We start from the raw sequence: 15,174 nt of genomic DNA, 5'->3' as shown, positions 1-15,174 counted from the left end.
CGAGCAGAAAGCACCACGATGGATCTGTTCGACACCCTCGCCAAGACCTTCTTCGACTTCCAGGCGATGGCCGATGTCCTGCCCCAGCTGCTGCAGGTCGGCCTCGTGAACACCCTCGTCATATCGATCGCGGCCACCGTTATTGGCTGCATCGCCGGGATGCTCGTCGCCCTCATGGGCATCTCGCCCTTGGCCTGGCTGCGATGGCCCGCCCGTGTCTACACCGACCTGTTCCGCGGACTCCCGGCCATCCTGACCATCCTCCTCATCGGCCAGGGCTTCGCGCGTCTGAGCCAGCAGATCTTCGGGCCCAGCCCCTACCCGCTCGGCATCATCGCGCTGAGCCTCATCTCGGGCGCGTATATCGGGGAGATCTTCCGGGCCGGCATCCAAGCTGTCGACAAGGGCCAGCTTGAGGCCTGCCGCGCCCTCGGGATGGGCTACGGGCCGGCCATGCGCCTGGTGGTCGTGCCCCAAGGTGTTCGACGCGTGCTCCCCGCGCTCGTCAACCAGTTCATCTCGATCGTCAAGGACTCCAGCCTCGTCTACTTCCTGGGGCTGCTTGTCTCCGAACGCGAGCTCTTCCGCGTCGGCCAGGACGCCGCGGTCCTGAGCGGGAACCTCTCCCCGCTGGTCCTCGCAGGGCTCTTCTACCTCATCGTCACCGTCCCGCTCACCCACCTGGTGAACTTCATCGACCAGCGTTTCCGCACCGGGCGGCGCAAAGCTGTCGCGCCCATCTCCGGACTCCGAGAAGTCGCCGAGCTCGAGACGGTCGGCGCTCCAGCAGAGGATGCACGCCCATGACCATCCCCGCGGCAGCCCGCCCATGGACCAGGGACACCACCATGAACACCGAAGCATCGCCATCGCCTGCCACACCATCGGCTCCCGTGGCCCCCGCCTACAGGGGCGCCGGGCTCGACCTCCGGGACCTCACCCTCGCCTATGGGGAGGTGGACGTGGTCCGCAGCATCAGCCTCCGAGTCGAGCCCGGAACGACGACCTGCGTGATCGGGCCATCGGGCTCGGGCAAGTCGACGCTCCTGCGCGGCATCAACCGGTTGCATGAGCCGAAGTCGGGAGATGTGCTCCTCGATGGAGCCTCGACCCTCGGCCAGCACCCGGACCAGTTGCGCCGGAAGATCGGCATGGTCTTCCAGCACTTCAACCTCTTTCCGGACCACAGCGCTCTCGAGAACGTGGCGCTCTCGCCGTGGAAGGTCAAGCGTCTTTCGAAGAAGGAGGCCATCGATCTGGCGAGGGCACGTCTGGACGAAGTGGGGCTGCGGGACCGGGCGGACCACAGGCCCAAAGACCTTTCCGGCGGACAGCAGCAGCGGGTCGCGATCGCCCGTGCGCTCGCGATGGAACCCCAGGTCATGCTCTTCGACGAGGCGACGTCCGCGCTTGACCCCGAACTCGTCAACGGGGTGCTCAATCTCATGGCAAGCCTTAGCAGGCGCGGCATGACGATGGTCGTCGTGACGCACGAGATGGGGTTCGCGCGGAGGGCCGCGAATCAGGTGGTCTTCATGGATGAGGGGCAGGTCGTCGAGACCGGCACTCCGGAGGACATCTTCGACCGCCCCCGCTCGGCCCGTCTGCAGCGTTTCCTCTCGGAGGTGCTGTGATGGGACAGGTCGGCCCGAGGAGCCCGATCAGAACGGCTATCGTCGGCTTCGGCGTCTCCGGCGGGGTGTTCCACGGCCCCCTCCTCGCGGCCAATCCGGACTTCAGCGTGGACGCCGTCGTGACCGGAAACCCGGCCAGGACGGTGTCCGCCCGCCGGCGCTTCCCGAGGGCCCTCATCGTGCCGGATTACGCCGGGCTCCTCAGGAGCATCGACGACGGCAGTCTGGAGCTCGATCTCGTGGTCCTCGGTACTCCGCCTGCGCTCCACCGGGACCAGGTGATCGCCGCCGTCGGCCGCGGCTTCCACGTCGTGGTCGACAAGCCCTTCGCACCGTCGGTCGAGGACGCCCAAGCGATGATCGACGCCGCGGCCGCCGCCGGCGTCGTCCTGACGGTGTTCCAGAACCGGCGCTGGGACGGGGATTTCCTGACGGTCGCCGACCTCGTCGGTTCGGGCAGGCTCGGCGAGGTCCATACGTTCGAGTCCCGCTTCGAATGGTGGCGTCCCGAAGGCTTCGGCAACTGGCGCGACGCCGCCGGGATCGATGAGGGCGGCGGTCTGCTCACTGACCTCGGCAGCCACCTCATCGACCAGGCGCTCCGGCTCTTCGGCCCCGTCGACACGGCGAGGGCGGACCTCAGAAGGCATTCCTCGGGGGCAGGGGGCGACGAGGACAGCTTCACAGAACTGCGGCACGCCTCCGGCGTCGTGAGCCGCCTCTGGATGAACGGCGTCGCCCCGGCGCAGGGGCCGCGGTTCCACGTCCTCGGTAGCCGGGCCGGGTTCACATCATGGGGCCTGGACGGTCAGGAAGCCGCGCTCGCAGCCGGAGGGGACCCCGCCAGGCACGGCTACGGCGCTGTCCCATCAAGGGAACCCGCCCGGCTCTCGGACGGCACCACGACCGTCGACGTAGGCCTCGCCCCCGGCGACTACCCCGCCTTCTACCGCCTGCTCGCCGACGCCCTGCATCGCGGCGCACCCCCACCCGTCGAACCGACCGAAGCCCTCCAGACCCTGCGGATCATCCGGGGCCTGCATGCAGGCACTCCCGTCCGCTCGCTCGCACACATCTGAGACACCAGAGGAAGAACGACATGCCCGAGAACCAGAACTCCCGCCACATCGCAGTCATCGGCGGCGGCGTCATCGGCGTCTCCGCCGCGGTCCACCTGCTCCGCTCCGGTGCGGCCGTCACCCTGGTCACCGAGGGGGCGCTCGCCTCCGGGGCCTCGGGCCGCTCGCTCTCCTGGCTCAACTCGGCCGGGACCAGGAGCGTCGAGTACCACGCGCTGCGCATGGCGGGCATCGACCGCTACCGCACCCTCTTCGCCCAGGATCCCTCCCGTGAATGGCTCCAGTTCGGCGGCGGGGTCTTCTGGGACAGCGACGGCGACGGGGCCTCAGCCGCCGCGCGGCACCAGTACGAGCGTTCCCACGCCTACGACTCGCACCTCGTGGGGCCGGACACCATCGGCGACGTCACCCCGGGTCTCAATGCCGAGGCGCTCGCCGAGACCTCCGTCTACAACCCCGGGGAGGGCTGGGTGAGCCTTCCGCACCTCATCGATCACCTCATGGCCGAGTTCACGCGCCGCGGCGGCGTCCTCCAGGCCCAGGCAGGTCCGGCCGAGGTGATCATCGAGGACGGCCGCGCCGCCGGCGTGGCGGCGCCGGCCCTCGGCACCGTCCGAGCGGACGCCGTAGTCGTCGCCTGCGGTGCGCACACCCCGGACGTCGTGGCTCCACTCGGGGTGCAGATCGACAACGGCTCGCCCGTCTCGATGCTCGTCGTCACTGAACCCTTCGACCACGGCGTCCGGGCCGTCCTCAACACGCCCCGGGCCGCAATCCGTCCCAACCCGGGCAGCACCATCGCGATCGACCACGATTGGTACGAGGAGCACATTGTCCGCGACGCCGCCGGGGAGTATTCCATTCCCGAGCCCGTGGTCGACGAACTGCTCGAGGAGGCCTCGCGGCTGCTCGTGGGGACTCCGAAGCTGAAGGCAGGATCGTGGAAGCTGGGACTCAAGCCGATCCCCGGCGACGGCGAGCCCGTCTTCGGGGAGCTTCGGAAGATCCCGGGGTGCTACACGGCATTCACCCACTCCGGGGCCACACTGGCCCTCATCGCCGGCGAACTGATTGCCAGCGAGCTCATCACCGGCCGGCCACATCCGATGCTGGCAACGTTCAGGCCCGAGCGGTTCGACGCCTGACGCCGCCCGCAGGCCTTTCCGCCCGGTCCAGATGAGTGGAGAGGCTTGCACTCGCGGGCCGGGGTGGCATAGGAAGACTCCATGGCGGCTCAGGCAGGCAAGCTCGTGGTGGTCGGCGCCGGCGCGGTGGGGAGCTCGGTGGCCTATGCGGCCCTCATCCGCGGCTCGGCGCGCGAGGTGGTCCTCTACGACATCGACCAGGCGAAGGTCGAGGCCGAGGTCCTCGACCTCGCCCACGGGACCCAGTTCACCGGAGCCTCGAGCATCACCGGCGGGACGGACCTGGCGCTCGCGGCGGGAGCGGACATCGTGGTGATCACCGCGGGAGCGAAGCAGCGGCCCGGCCAGACGCGGCTCGAGCTCGCCGGGACGAATGCCCGTATCCTCGAGAACCTCATGCCGCGGCTCACCGAGCAGGCGCCCGAGGCCGTCTACGTCCTCGTCACGAACCCGTGCGACGTGCTCACGGTCATCGCGCAGCGGATCTCCGGCCTCCCTGCCGGCCGCGTGTTCGCCTCCGGTACGGTGCTGGACACCTCCCGCCTGCGCTGGCTCCTCGGCGAGCGCATCGGGGTCTCCCGCTCGTCCGTGCACGCCTACATCGTCGGCGAGCACGGCGACACGGAATTCCCCCTCTGGGCCTGCGCGACCATCGGCGGCGTCCCCCTGCGGGATTGGAGGGCCGACGACGGCTCCCTGGCCTTCACCCCCGAATCCCTCGAGGCGCTCGCACACAACGTCCGCACGGCCGCGTACCGGGTGATTGAGGGCAAGGGCGCCACGAACTACGCCATCGGGCTCTCCGCGGCCCGCATCGTCGAAGCGGTCCTGGGCCGCGAGGACGCCGTGCTGCCGGTCTCCTCGGTGCTGTCCGGCCAGTACGGCCTCCACGGGGTGGCGCTGAGCCTGCCCTCGGTGGTGGGCGCGGGCGGTGTGCGGCGCGTCCTCGAGGTCCCGATGGACGACGGCGAGCTGGCGCGGCTCGGGCGCTCGGCCGAGGCGCTGCGGGCCTCGGCACAGTCGCTCGGGTACTAGCCACCGGGGAGCCGGGCCGGGAAGACCCCGCCCGGGCCGCTCACGTGATGCAGAACTCGTTCCCCTCGGGATCGGCCATGGTGTACCACCCATGGGGGCCCTAGTGGCCCTCCCACAGGAACCTGGCCCCCCGGGCCTCGAGCCGGGCCCGGACCTCGTCCTTGTCGTCGCCGCGGAGGCGCACGTCCTAGTGCACCCGGTTCTTGACGGTCTTGTCCTCGGGGACGGCCTGGAACAGGAACCGCTGCCGGCCCCGGTCCCCGACCTGGTCGGGCGGGCAGATGGCCTGCGCGGACGCCCACACGAGGACGCCGTGGTGCGTCGTCGTCTCGGCCTCGGTCGCGTAGCCCTCGGCGATCATGCGCCGGATGAAGTCCTCGTCGCTGGGCTCGACCGTCCAGCCGAGGGTCTCGGCCCACCAGTCCGCCTGGGCATGCGGGTCTCGGCTGTCGATGACCACTTGGAAGGAGTAAGCCATGGCCCCACGCTAGGCAGCGCGGTCCTGGCGCGGAAGGGCCAGTGAGGCTCGAAGAGGACAGAACGTGTCCGCTGCTGCCCGGTGCCCCCTCGGGGCGAATTCCTCTAGGCCGCGCTGTGGGCGGCCGTCACGCTGGAAGCCCGGCGGTGAGGAGGGCACGATGTCAGGAACGCGAGGCGCGAGGCGGGTCCTCTCCCACGGGCGGCGCGGAGCACGCCGCCTGAGCCGTCTGGCCGTGGCCGCGGCGATGGTGGTCCTTGCTGCCGCCGGATGCTCCTCCGGCGCGTCCGCACCGCCGGCCGCGCCGACGGCCAGCCAGTCGCAGGCAGCGGGGGCGCCCGCGGGCCCGCCGACCAAGGTCTTCACCGATGACGAGCTCATGGCGATCGTCAACGCGGTGACGGTGCGCCCCTACGGCGCCTCCGACTCGCGCAGCTTCCGGATCGGTGCCACGGCCAACGCCTGGCCGTCGATCACGTCCACGGCGACTCCCGCCGAGTGCCAGCCCTTCGCGACCAAGAACCCGTTCGATATCGCCCGCGACGCGAACGTGGCCTTCGCCCAGGGCGCGATGCCGGCGTTCGGCGGCTCCGACGCCACGGCGTCGGCCGGTTCCGGAGGGCCGACGACGACCGCGATCGTGATCGTCAGGAGTGCGCCCGGGGACGCGCTCGCCTCCTCCGACTTCCACTACACGGACAGCATCGCCTCCCACTGCAGCCAGTTCAGTCTGAAGATCGACCAGGGGAGCACTGCCTCTTCCTACAGCCTCCGGATGCTCCCCGCCCCGAAGGTGGGGGAGCGGGCCTTCGCGGTGCTCCAGAAGACCTCGCCCGGCGGACCGGGCGACCTGGGCGGGACGGCCCTCCACGTGCTGGCGGGCACCCTGTCGATCTCCCTCTCGCTCAGCGTCGCGCAGGACGCCGACGCCCAGCCCGCGCTGGACGCCCTGGCCGGGATCGCCCGGAAGATCATCGACCAGGCCGCCAACCACCCGCCCACCGTGCGCACCCCGGCGCCGAACTCCCGGACGCCGGAGCAGCTGGCCGCCCTGATCCGGGGCGTGCCCGGCCCTGACGGGAGCGCGCCGCTGGTCAACGCTCAGCTCGTCCCGGCGCCGGCCACCTCCTCCGCGCGCCCCACCGAGCCGGCGTGCACCTACGATGACGCCGCGTACCTCGGCGCCCTCGCAGGTTCCTCGATGGTCCAGGCGCAGTACTCGGGCAGCCCGGCCCAGAAGTCGTTCATCACCCTGCTCGCCGTCAGCATGGCCGGGTCCGTCGCGCAGCCCTATCCCTTCGACGCGCGGGCCCAGGCGCTGCGGACCTGCCGGTCGGTCACGGAGAACGTCATGGGGGTCTCCCAGACCCGCTCCTGGTCCTCGCTCAGGCCGCTGGCCTCAGTGCCCCGGGGGGACGCCGGCTACGCGGTGGTCTACGAGCTCCCGGACGGCACCGGCGAGAGGCACATCGCGGTCGGCGCGCGGCGGGGGACGCTGTCCGTCGAGGCGAACGACATCCGCAGGACGGACGCCGAGGTGCAGCCGGCGGCCGAGGCGCTGGTGGCACTCGTCGACCAGGTCTTCAGCAAGGCCGGCCTGTAGCGGCGGGACGTCCCCGGGCCCGAGGGCGCCCTTGACACCCCGTCCGCCGCCCGGGAGGCTTGGGGCATGCTCCGCTGATTCCCGCCCCAGCCCCCATCCGCCCGGGCACACCCGCGCCCGCGAGCCGCGAAGCGAGACAGCGATGCATGCACCCCTCAGCCGATTCCAGAACAGCCGCCCCGAACTGCGTGCCCGCCCCGGGACGATCCGGCGCGCGGCGGTCCACCTTTCCCTCAGCGGCGTGAGCCACGGATACGGAGACCGGCTCCTCCTCGACCGCGTGGACCTCACCGTCACGGACGGCGAGCGCATCGCCGTGGTGGGCGAGAACGGCGCGGGCAAGTCCACCCTCCTGCGGCTCATGGCAGGCCAGGAGCAGCCCGAGGCCGGAACGGTCGCGATCCACGGCCGGGCCTCCCGCCTCGCCCAGACGCAGGATTCCGCCGCGCGGGTGGGCGCCCTCCTGGCCGAGGCGGCGGCCCGGGCTGCGGAGGCGGAGCCGGGCGCCGACCCCAGCGCCGAGGAGGCCGACCTCGACGAGGCGGCGAACGCCGTCGTGCGCGCCGAGGTGTCCCTCGCGATCGCCCTCGAGCGCCTCGGGGTGGGCCACCTCGCGCGGACGGGGGAGGACCGCACGCTGGGAAGCCTCTCCGGCGGGGAGGCTGAGCGGATCGCGCTGGCCCTCGCGCTCGCGGACCCGGCCCCGATCCTGCTCCTCGACGAGCCCACGAACCACCTCGACGCCGAGGCGCTCGCCTGGCTCGAGGCCGAGATCGCCGCGCGCCCCGGGATCGTGGTCGCCGTGTCCCACGACCGGGACTTCCTCGACCGCTTTGCCCGCGTGATCGTCGAGGTCGACGCCGACACCCGGTCGGTGCGCCGGTACGGCAACGGGTACGCGGGGTACCGCGCGGAGAAGGCCCGGGAGCGGCGCGAGTGGGAGCGCGCCTACGCCGCCTGGGTCGCGGCGAAGGAGCACGAGCGGGGCAAGGCCGCCGCGGTGGCGGACAGGGTCGCCTACGGCCGCAGGACCGACAACGACAAGTCCGGCTACAACTACTTCGGCCAGCGGGTCTCCGCCGCGATCGAGAGCCAGGTGCGCTCCGCCCGCGAGCGGCTGCGCAGGCTCGAGGCGGCGCCGGTCCTCCCTCCGCCGCGGCCCCTGCACCTCGCCTCGGCCTTCACGGCCGACGCCGGGGCCTCCATCACGCTGTCCGGCGCCGCAGTGCCGGGCCGGCTCGCGCCGCTCGACCTGGCCCTCGCCCCGGGCGAACGGCTCCTGGTCACCGGCCCGAACGGCGCCGGGAAGTCGACCCTGCTCGGGGTGCTCGCCGGACTCGTGCCCTGCACGGGCGGGGCCTCGGTCGCCCGGGCCCCGGGCGGCGCCGGGGGGCCGGCCGCGGTGTCCCTCCTGCCCCAGGAGATCCCGCCCCCGCCGGACCCGCAGACGCGGCTCCTCGCGGCCTACGCCGCGGGGCTGCACGGCGACCTCGACGACCACGCCGAGGCCCTCATGCACACCGGACTGTTCCGGGTGGGGGACTTCTTCGTGCCCGTGGGCTCGCTCTCGGCCGGGCAGTACCGCCGGCTCGCCCTCGCGAGGATCCTCGCGGGACGCCCGGAACTGCTGCTGCTCGACGAGCCGACCAACCACCTCGCGCCGCTGCTCGTCGACGAGCTCGAGGAGGCCCTGGCCGGGTACCGCGGCACCCTCGTGATCGCGAGCCACGACCGCGCCCTGTCCCGGTGGTTCGGCGGGCTCGGCGGCCCGGCGGGGCCCGGCCGGCGGCTGGCGATCAGCCGTTCTGGGCCAGGTTCACCCGGAACTCGACCTTCGCGTGGTCCTCGACCTTGACGAAGCCGAGGTTCGGCGGGTCGATCCCGAAGTCCCTCACCGCGATCGGGATGGAGCCGGCGGCGGCGATGCGGTCGCCGTCGCGCACCACCTTCACGTCCGCGCTCACGCTACGGGTCTCGCCCGCGAGGGAGAGCGTGCCGGGCACGATCACGTCCACGGGCTGGCCGCCCAGGTCCGGAAGGGCCACGGGCGCCCCCAGCGTGAACGTGGCCTGCGGGTACTTGCCCGCGGAGATCACGGTGAAGCGGAAGTAGTTGTCACGGCCGGTGTTGTCGGTGGCGATGCTGCCGGCATCCACGGTGACGGTCCCTGCGGTGAGCTTTCCGCCGGCCACCGACGCCGACCCGGTCACCTTGTCCGTGCGGCCCACGACCGCGAGCGCCTTGCCGTTGAGCACCTCGTTGACCGTGTACCCGGCCTGCGAGCCCGGGGCCACGCTCCAGGTGCCGTTGTCCGCCGAGGCGGGGCGCGGCGTCGTGCTGGCCGCGGGTCCGGTCGCCGCCGCGATGCTGAACGGGTCCTGCGTCGCCGGCCTGACCGCTGCGTACACGAGCGGGCCGCCGACCACCACGGCGGCGATCAGCGCCACGACGATGACGAGGGGGATCAGGAGTCTGCGTCTGTCCATAGTCCTAGCGAGTGAGCGAACTGATGTCCACGGTGTACATGAGCACCACGGACAGGAGGTTCTTGAGGGCGTGCAGTGAGTAGCTGAACATGAGGTTGTTGGCCGTCCACGCGTACGCGAAGACGAGCACGAGGCCCAGCCCCAGGTACGGCGCGAGGGCCTGGAGGGTGATCGCCTCGCGGCCCGCGATGTGCAGCGCTGCGAACAGTACCACCGATGCCGCGTAGCAGATCCATCGGTTGATGTACTGGCTCAGCTTCCCGATCAGCAGGTGCCGGAAGATGTACTCCTCGACGAAGGGGCCGATCAGCACGAGCAGGGGCGCCGTGAGGTACCAGGGGACATGGGCCGTCATGTCCTCGAGCCCGGTCTGGTTGACCGACACCTCGACCCCGCCCGCGAGCGAGACCACGATCACCGTCACGATGAGCATGGCCACGAGCAGCAGGGGAAGGATTCCCAGCGTGAACCATGGCCTGGTCGCGAGGATGCGGGCGTCCCGGACCACGTAGTGCCGCGCGGCCACCATGGCGGCGACGAAGACGGCCGCGTAGAGCGCGAGGTTGAGCAGGTAGGTGCCCACCAGCGGGTCCCGGGTCAGCCAGGCCAGCCGATCGAACGGCAGGAACACCAGGGCGAACGGCAGGCCGAGGTAGAGCACGATCGCGAGGGCGTCCGTGGGCGTGTACCGGGTGAAACGCCGCGGCCTGGCGGGCGACGTGGAGGGCGAGTGGAGCATCAACTCTCAGAACGATCTGGGCCCCTGCGGGGTTCCACCCCTCTGCAGGGGCGCTGCAGCGGCGCTGATTCGGCGCCGGCGGGCGGGGCGGCGGGGGCCGCGGGGGTGTGGTGGGCGGAGCGGCGGTAGGTTGACCCGAGGGTGGCCGGGTGAGAACCTTTATAGAACGAACGGTCGGTAACTATTTCGTGGACGGAAGGCTCCCGGCCGGATCCTGCGCGTAACGAGGCATGAGGGAGTGCACATGGCTGAGGCTTTTCTGGTCGGCGGGGCGCGGACCCCGGTGGGGCGGTACGGGGGCGCGCTGTCCTCGGTGCGTCCGGACGATCTGGCGGCGCTGACGGTGCGGGCCGCGGTGGAGCGGGCGGGCATCGATCCCGCGCTCGTGGACGAGGTGATCCTGGGCAATGCCAACGGCGCGGGCGAGGAGAACCGGAACGTGGCCCGCATGGCGTGGCTGCTGGCCGGGTTCCCGGACAGCGTGCCGGGGATCACCGTGAACCGGCTGTGCGCCTCGGGCCTGTCCGCGATCATCATGGCCTCGCACATGGTCAAGGCCGGGGCTGCGGACCTCGTGGTGGCCGGTGGCGTCGAGTCGATGTCGCGCGCCCCGTGGGTGATGGAGAAGCCCGCCGCGGCGTTCGCCAAGCCCGGGGCGGTGTTCGACACCTCGATCGGGTGGCGCTTCACCAACCCCGCCTTCCTCTCGGGCGAGCTCTCCCGGGACGGGAAGGCTACGTTCTCGATGCCGGAGACGGCCGAGGAGGTGGCCCGCGTCTTCGACACCTCGCGCGAGGACTGCGACGCGTTCGCGGTCCGCTCCCACGAGCGCGCCCTGGCCGCGATCGAGGCCGGGCGGTTCGCCGAGGAGATCGTGCCGGTGACGGTCACGGGCCGCAAGGGCGCGACGACCGTGGTGGACACGGACGAGGGCCCGCGCCCGGGCACCTCGATGGACGTCCTCGCGAAGCTGCGCCCGGTCGTGAAGGGCGGCTCCGTGGTGACGGCGGGCAATGCGTCCTCGCTCAACGACGGCGCCTCGGCCATCGTGGTGGCCTCGGAGGCCGCCATCGAGCGGTTCGGCCTGGCCCCGCGGGCCCGCATCCTCGACGGCGCCTCCGCCGGGGTGGCGCCGGAGATCATGGGCATCGGCCCGGTCCCGGCCACCCGCAAGGTCCTCGAGCGCCAGGGCGTCTCCGTGGCGGACCTCGGGGCGGTGGAGCTGAACGAGGCCTTCGCCTCCCAGTCGCTGGCCGTGATGCGCGAGCTGAAGCTGGATGAGGACATCGTCAACGCCGACGGCGGAGCGATCGCCCTCGGCCACCCGCTCGGCTCCTCCGGGTCCCGCCTGGTCGTGACGCTCCTGGGCCGCATGGACCGCGAACTCGGCGCGGGCGCGGGCCGGAAGCTCGGCCTGGCCACGATGTGCGTGGGCGTGGGCCAGGGCACCGCCCTCCTGATCGAGGGGGTCTAGGTGGCGGACGGCATCGAGGCTGCGGCGAGCGCGGACGGCGGCGCGCCGACCGCGGCGGGGGAGGGGCCGGCGTCGTCCGCGCGGTCCGCTGAGGCGACGCACGACGGCGGGGCGCGCCTGGACGCGTCAGGCTTCGCCACGCTCGTGGTCGAGGAGGCCGCGGACCGGCTGCACGCGCGGCTGCACCGTCCGGCGGTGCGCAATGCGATCGACGCGGCGATGGTGGACGAGCTGCACGCCGTCTGCGCGCATCTCGAGGCCCACCCGAAGGTCCTGATCCTCTCGGGCACCCCGGCGGACCCCGCCACGGGTGCGAAGGGGGTCTTCGCCTCCGGCGCGGACATCGCCCAGCTGCGCCAGCGGCGGCGGGACGATGCGCTGGCGGGGATCAACTCGGGCGTCTTCGACCGCGTCGCCAGGCTCCCCATGCCCGTCATCGCCGCGCTGGAGGGCTATGCCCTCGGCGGCGGGGCGGAGCTGGCCTACGCGGCAGACTTCCGGATCGGCACCGAGTCCCTACGGGTGGGCAACCCCGAGACCGGGCTGGGGATCATGGCCGCCGCCGGGGCGACCTGGCGGCTGCGCGAACTCGTCGGCGAGCCGCTGGCCAAGGAGATCCTCCTGGCCGGGCGAGTCCTCAAGGGCCCCGAATGCCTCGCGGCCGGGCTCATCACCGAACTCGTGGAGCCCGAGGACCTGATCCCGGCCGCGCACCGGCTCGCGGACCGGATCGGCGCCCAGGACCCGCTGGCCGTGCGGATCTCCAAGGCCGTCTTCCACAGCCCGCGGGAGGTCCACCCCCTCATCGACACCCTGGCCCAGGGGATGCTGTTCGAGTCCCAGGCCAAGTTCGACCGCATGCAGGCATTCCTCGACCGAAAGAAGAAGCAGTAATGGGAAAGATCAACCTGGCCGAGGGCCTGCCCGCCCGCGTGGGCGTGCTCGGCGGCGGCCGCATGGGCGCCGGGATCGCGCACGCGTTCCTCATGGGCGGGGCGGACGTGGTCGTCGTCGAGCGCGACGAGCAGGCCGCCCAGGGGGCCCGGGAACGGGTCGAGGCGTCGGTGGCGAAGTCGATCGAGCGCGGCGCGGCCGAGGGCAACCTCGATGAGATCCTCGAGTCCTTCTCCACGAGCGTGGACTACGCCGACTTCGGCGCCCGGGACCTCGTGGTCGAGGCCGTCCCCGAGGACCCGGCCCTGAAGGTCTCGGCGCTGACCGCGGTCGAGGCCGAGCTCGCTCCGGGCGCGTTCCTGGCCACCAACACCTCCTCGCTGTCCGTCTCGAAGCTCGCCGAGTCCCTCGCCCGGCCCGAGCGGTTCCTGGGCCTGCACTTCTTCAACCCGGTCCCGGCCTCGACCCTGATCGAGGTGGTCATCGCCGAGAAGACCTCCCCGGAGACCGAGGCCGCCGCGCGCGGCTGGGTCGCCGGGCTCGGCAAGACGGCCGTGGTGGTCAAGGACGCCCCCGGGTTCGCGTCCTCGCGCCTCGGCGTGGCAATCGCGCTCGAGGCGATGCGCATGGTCGAGGAGGGCGTCGCGTCCGCGGAGGACATCGACAACGCCATGGTCCTGGGCTACAAGCACCCCACGGGCCCGCTGAAGACCACCGACATCGTGGGCCTGGACGTCCGGCTCGGCATCGCCGAGTACCTGGCCTCCACCCTCGGCGACCGCTTCGCCCCGCCCCAGATCCTGCGCGACAAGGTCGCCGCCGGAGAGCTCGGGCGCAAGAGCGGCAAGGGCTTCTACGACTGGACCTGACCGCCCCGCGACCCCCGCCTCCGTTGAGGAGCCAGGTCCGCAATGGTGAGGAGTCACCTCCGCGGTGTTGGGGAGTCACGTCCGTCGGGTTGAGGAGTCGCGTTCTCGCAAGCGACTCCTCATGGGTGCGGAGGTGACTCCTCGACGCAGCGCATGCGACTCCTCGTGGGTGCGGAGGTGACTCCTCGACGCAGCGCATGCGACTCCTCGTGGGTGCGGAGGTGACTCCTCGACGCAGCGCATGTGACTCCTCATGGGTGCGGAGGTGACTCCACAACGGAGGGAGGGCTGTGCGGGAAGATGGTGCCATGAGCTTCCCCCGTTCCGCCGGCCCCGCCGCTGTCCCGCGCGCGGCGGCCCGGCGCCCCGGCCGGTCCGCATGAGCGACGCGGTGGCCTGGGAGGGCGCCGTCAACGCCCGGCGGGTCCTTGGCTCGGTGTACCGGATGGGCCGGCGCGAATGGCTCACCGAACGCGGGTGGCGGCAGATGCGCACCGACGGCGTCCGCACCGTGATCGACCTGCGGAACCCGGACGAGCAGCGCCGCCGCCCCACCGATCCCGACGTGCGGCCGGAGGCCATGGACGGCATCACGATCGTGAGCACGCCCACCGAGGACCCCGCCCATCCCGAGCACGCTGCCCAGTTCGCGGCCGAGCTCATCCCGTACCTCAGCCACCCCAAGGGCTACCCGGGCACGGTGCGCCTCTTCCCGGACCTCATCGCCGCCGTGTTCCGCGCGATCGCGGAGGCGCCCGCCGGCGTCGTCCTGCACTGCTCGGCGGGCCGCGACCGCACAGGCATCATCGTCACCATGCTGCTGCAGCTCGCGGACCCGGCCGCAGCTCCGGAGGCCGTCGCCGCCCAGTACGAGGCGAGCGTCCGCGGCATCAACGAGTGGCACCGGGTCAGCCCGGTCAAGCACCCCTACGAGCGGTGGCACGACGACGCCGAGCTGGCCCCGATGATCGCCGAGCGGCAGGAGGCCCTCGCGGCGTTCGCGGCCGGGCTCGACGTCGAGCGCTTCCTCCTCGACCACGGCCTCACCGCCGCGGACATCGCGGCCATCCGGGCCAAGCTCGCCCCGACCGCCACCTGAGGCGGCCACCACGACGCCCTGCGCGGGCCCGGTATCCTCGGCGCATGCCCTTCCTCGACCCCGTGACGCTGCGCGGCCGCCTCGTGACACTCGAGCCGCTCTCCCAGGACCACCGCGAGGAGCTCGAGGACGCGGTTCGGGACGGGGAGCTGTGGCGCCTCTGGTACACGTCCGTGCCGCGGCCAGAGGGAATGGCCGCGGAGATCGAGCGGCGGCTGGCACTGCGCGACGCCGGGTCGATGCTCCCGTTCGCCGCCCGCCGTACCTCCGATGGCCGGGTCATCGGGATGACCACGTACATGAACGCCGACGCCGCGAACCGCCGCGTGGAGATCGGCTCGACCTGGAACGCGGCGAGCGCGCACGGCTCGGGCACCAACGCGGAGTCCAAGCTCCTGCTCCTGGGCCATGCGTTCGAGGCCCTCGGCTGCATCGCGGTCGAGTTCCGCACGCACTGGATGAACCGGCAGTCCCGGGCGGCGATCGAGCGGCTCGGGGCCAAGCAGGACGGTGTGCTCCGCAGCCATCAGCTCATGCCCGACGGGTCGCTGCGGGACACCGTGGTCTACTCGGTGATCGCTTCGGAGTGGCCCATGGTCCGCAACGGGCTCGAGCTCCGGCTCGGCCGGAGGGGTTGAG

Annotated in this window: 14 protein-coding genes and 1 pseudogene; 12 read left to right on the top strand and 3 right to left on the bottom strand. The window is 72.0% G+C overall.

Features of this window, described 5'->3' with window-relative positions:
* Window positions 1-18: 18 nt before the first annotated feature.
* The 5 genes from SA2016_RS16035 to SA2016_RS16015 all read left to right on the top strand — a co-directional run bounded on the left by SA2016_RS16035 (window position 19) and on the right by SA2016_RS16015 (window position 4,893).
* Entirely contained in the window at window positions 19-807 is a 789-nt protein-coding gene (locus SA2016_RS16035) for an amino acid ABC transporter permease (RefSeq protein ID WP_066499971.1), read from the top strand.
* Between the two features lie 41 nt (window positions 808-848).
* Entirely contained in the window at window positions 849-1,634 is a 786-nt protein-coding gene (locus tag SA2016_RS16030) for an amino acid ABC transporter ATP-binding protein (RefSeq protein WP_066502708.1), read from the top strand.
* A complete protein-coding gene (locus SA2016_RS16025) occupies window positions 1,634-2,713 on the top strand; it encodes a Gfo/Idh/MocA family protein (RefSeq protein ID WP_066499970.1) in 1,080 nt (359 codons plus the stop codon). Before SA2016_RS16030 ends, SA2016_RS16025 begins: the two co-directional genes overlap by 1 nt.
* A 20-nt stretch (window positions 2,714-2,733) precedes the next feature.
* On the top strand, window positions 2,734-3,858 hold the full coding sequence (locus SA2016_RS16020; protein ID WP_066499969.1) for an NAD(P)/FAD-dependent oxidoreductase: 1,125 nt from the start codon (window positions 2,734-2,736) through the stop codon (window positions 3,856-3,858).
* Window positions 3,859-3,939: 81 nt separating this feature from the next.
* Window positions 3,940-4,893 carry an L-lactate dehydrogenase gene (locus SA2016_RS16015; protein WP_066499968.1) on the top strand — a complete coding sequence of 318 codons (954 nt, stop codon included), beginning with the start codon at window positions 3,940-3,942 and terminating at the stop codon, window positions 4,891-4,893.
* 40 nt (window positions 4,894-4,933) lie between these two features.
* Here the strand turns inward: SA2016_RS16015 and SA2016_RS16010 are convergent.
* A pseudogene (locus SA2016_RS16010) lies at window positions 4,934-5,371 on the bottom strand (VOC family protein).
* 160 nt (window positions 5,372-5,531) lie between these two features.
* Between SA2016_RS16010 and SA2016_RS16005 the strand changes: the two are divergent.
* Together SA2016_RS16005 and SA2016_RS16000 are read left to right on the top strand one after the other, a co-directional pair.
* Window positions 5,532-6,974, top strand: a complete 1,443-nt coding sequence (locus tag SA2016_RS16005) for a hypothetical protein (RefSeq protein WP_141305427.1) — start codon at window positions 5,532-5,534, stop codon at window positions 6,972-6,974.
* Between the two features lie 241 nt (window positions 6,975-7,215).
* Window positions 7,216-8,829: an ATP-binding cassette domain-containing protein gene (locus SA2016_RS16000; protein WP_244932798.1), complete on the top strand. Its 1,614-nt coding sequence runs from the start codon at window positions 7,216-7,218 to the stop codon at window positions 8,827-8,829.
* On the opposite strand, the gene SA2016_RS15995 is transcribed toward SA2016_RS16000, so the two are convergent.
* Together SA2016_RS15995 and SA2016_RS15990 are read right to left on the bottom strand one after the other, a co-directional pair.
* Entirely contained in the window at window positions 8,771-9,460 is a 690-nt protein-coding gene (locus SA2016_RS15995; RefSeq protein WP_066499963.1) for a YceI family protein, read from the bottom strand. The genes SA2016_RS16000 and SA2016_RS15995 overlap by 59 nt on opposite strands.
* Before the next feature lie 4 nt (window positions 9,461-9,464).
* Window positions 9,465-10,199, bottom strand: a complete 735-nt coding sequence (locus SA2016_RS15990) for a CPBP family intramembrane glutamic endopeptidase (protein ID WP_066499962.1) — start codon at window positions 10,197-10,199, stop codon at window positions 9,465-9,467.
* 244 nt (window positions 10,200-10,443) lie between these two features.
* On the opposite strand from SA2016_RS15990, the gene SA2016_RS15985 reads away from it, so the two are divergent.
* The 5 genes from SA2016_RS15985 to SA2016_RS15965 all read left to right on the top strand — a co-directional run bounded on the left by SA2016_RS15985 (window position 10,444) and on the right by SA2016_RS15965 (window position 15,173).
* Window positions 10,444-11,673 (top strand): acetyl-CoA C-acyltransferase, encoded by a 1,230-nt coding sequence (locus SA2016_RS15985; RefSeq protein ID WP_066499961.1) that lies wholly within the window; start codon window positions 10,444-10,446, stop codon window positions 11,671-11,673.
* Window positions 11,674-11,790: 117 nt separating this feature from the next.
* Window positions 11,791-12,567, top strand: a complete 777-nt coding sequence (locus SA2016_RS15980; protein WP_066502707.1) for an enoyl-CoA hydratase/isomerase family protein — start codon at window positions 11,791-11,793, stop codon at window positions 12,565-12,567.
* Window positions 12,567-13,436, top strand: a complete 870-nt coding sequence (locus SA2016_RS15975) for a 3-hydroxyacyl-CoA dehydrogenase family protein (protein WP_066499960.1) — start codon at window positions 12,567-12,569, stop codon at window positions 13,434-13,436. Before SA2016_RS15980 ends, SA2016_RS15975 begins: the two co-directional genes overlap by 1 nt.
* A gap of 379 nt (window positions 13,437-13,815) precedes the next feature.
* Window positions 13,816-14,535, top strand: coding sequence for a tyrosine-protein phosphatase (locus SA2016_RS15970; RefSeq protein ID WP_066499958.1), 720 nt, complete (start codon window positions 13,816-13,818; stop codon window positions 14,533-14,535).
* Between the two features lie 44 nt (window positions 14,536-14,579).
* Entirely contained in the window at window positions 14,580-15,173 is a 594-nt protein-coding gene (locus tag SA2016_RS15965; protein ID WP_066499956.1) for a GNAT family N-acetyltransferase, read from the top strand.
* Window position 15,174 lies beyond the last annotated feature (1 nt).

This window comes from Sinomonas atrocyanea, from assembly GCF_001577305.1.
Classification (GTDB): domain Bacteria; phylum Actinomycetota; class Actinomycetes; order Actinomycetales; family Micrococcaceae; genus Sinomonas; species Sinomonas atrocyanea.
This window is presented reverse-complemented; position numbering and strand designations above follow the sequence as displayed.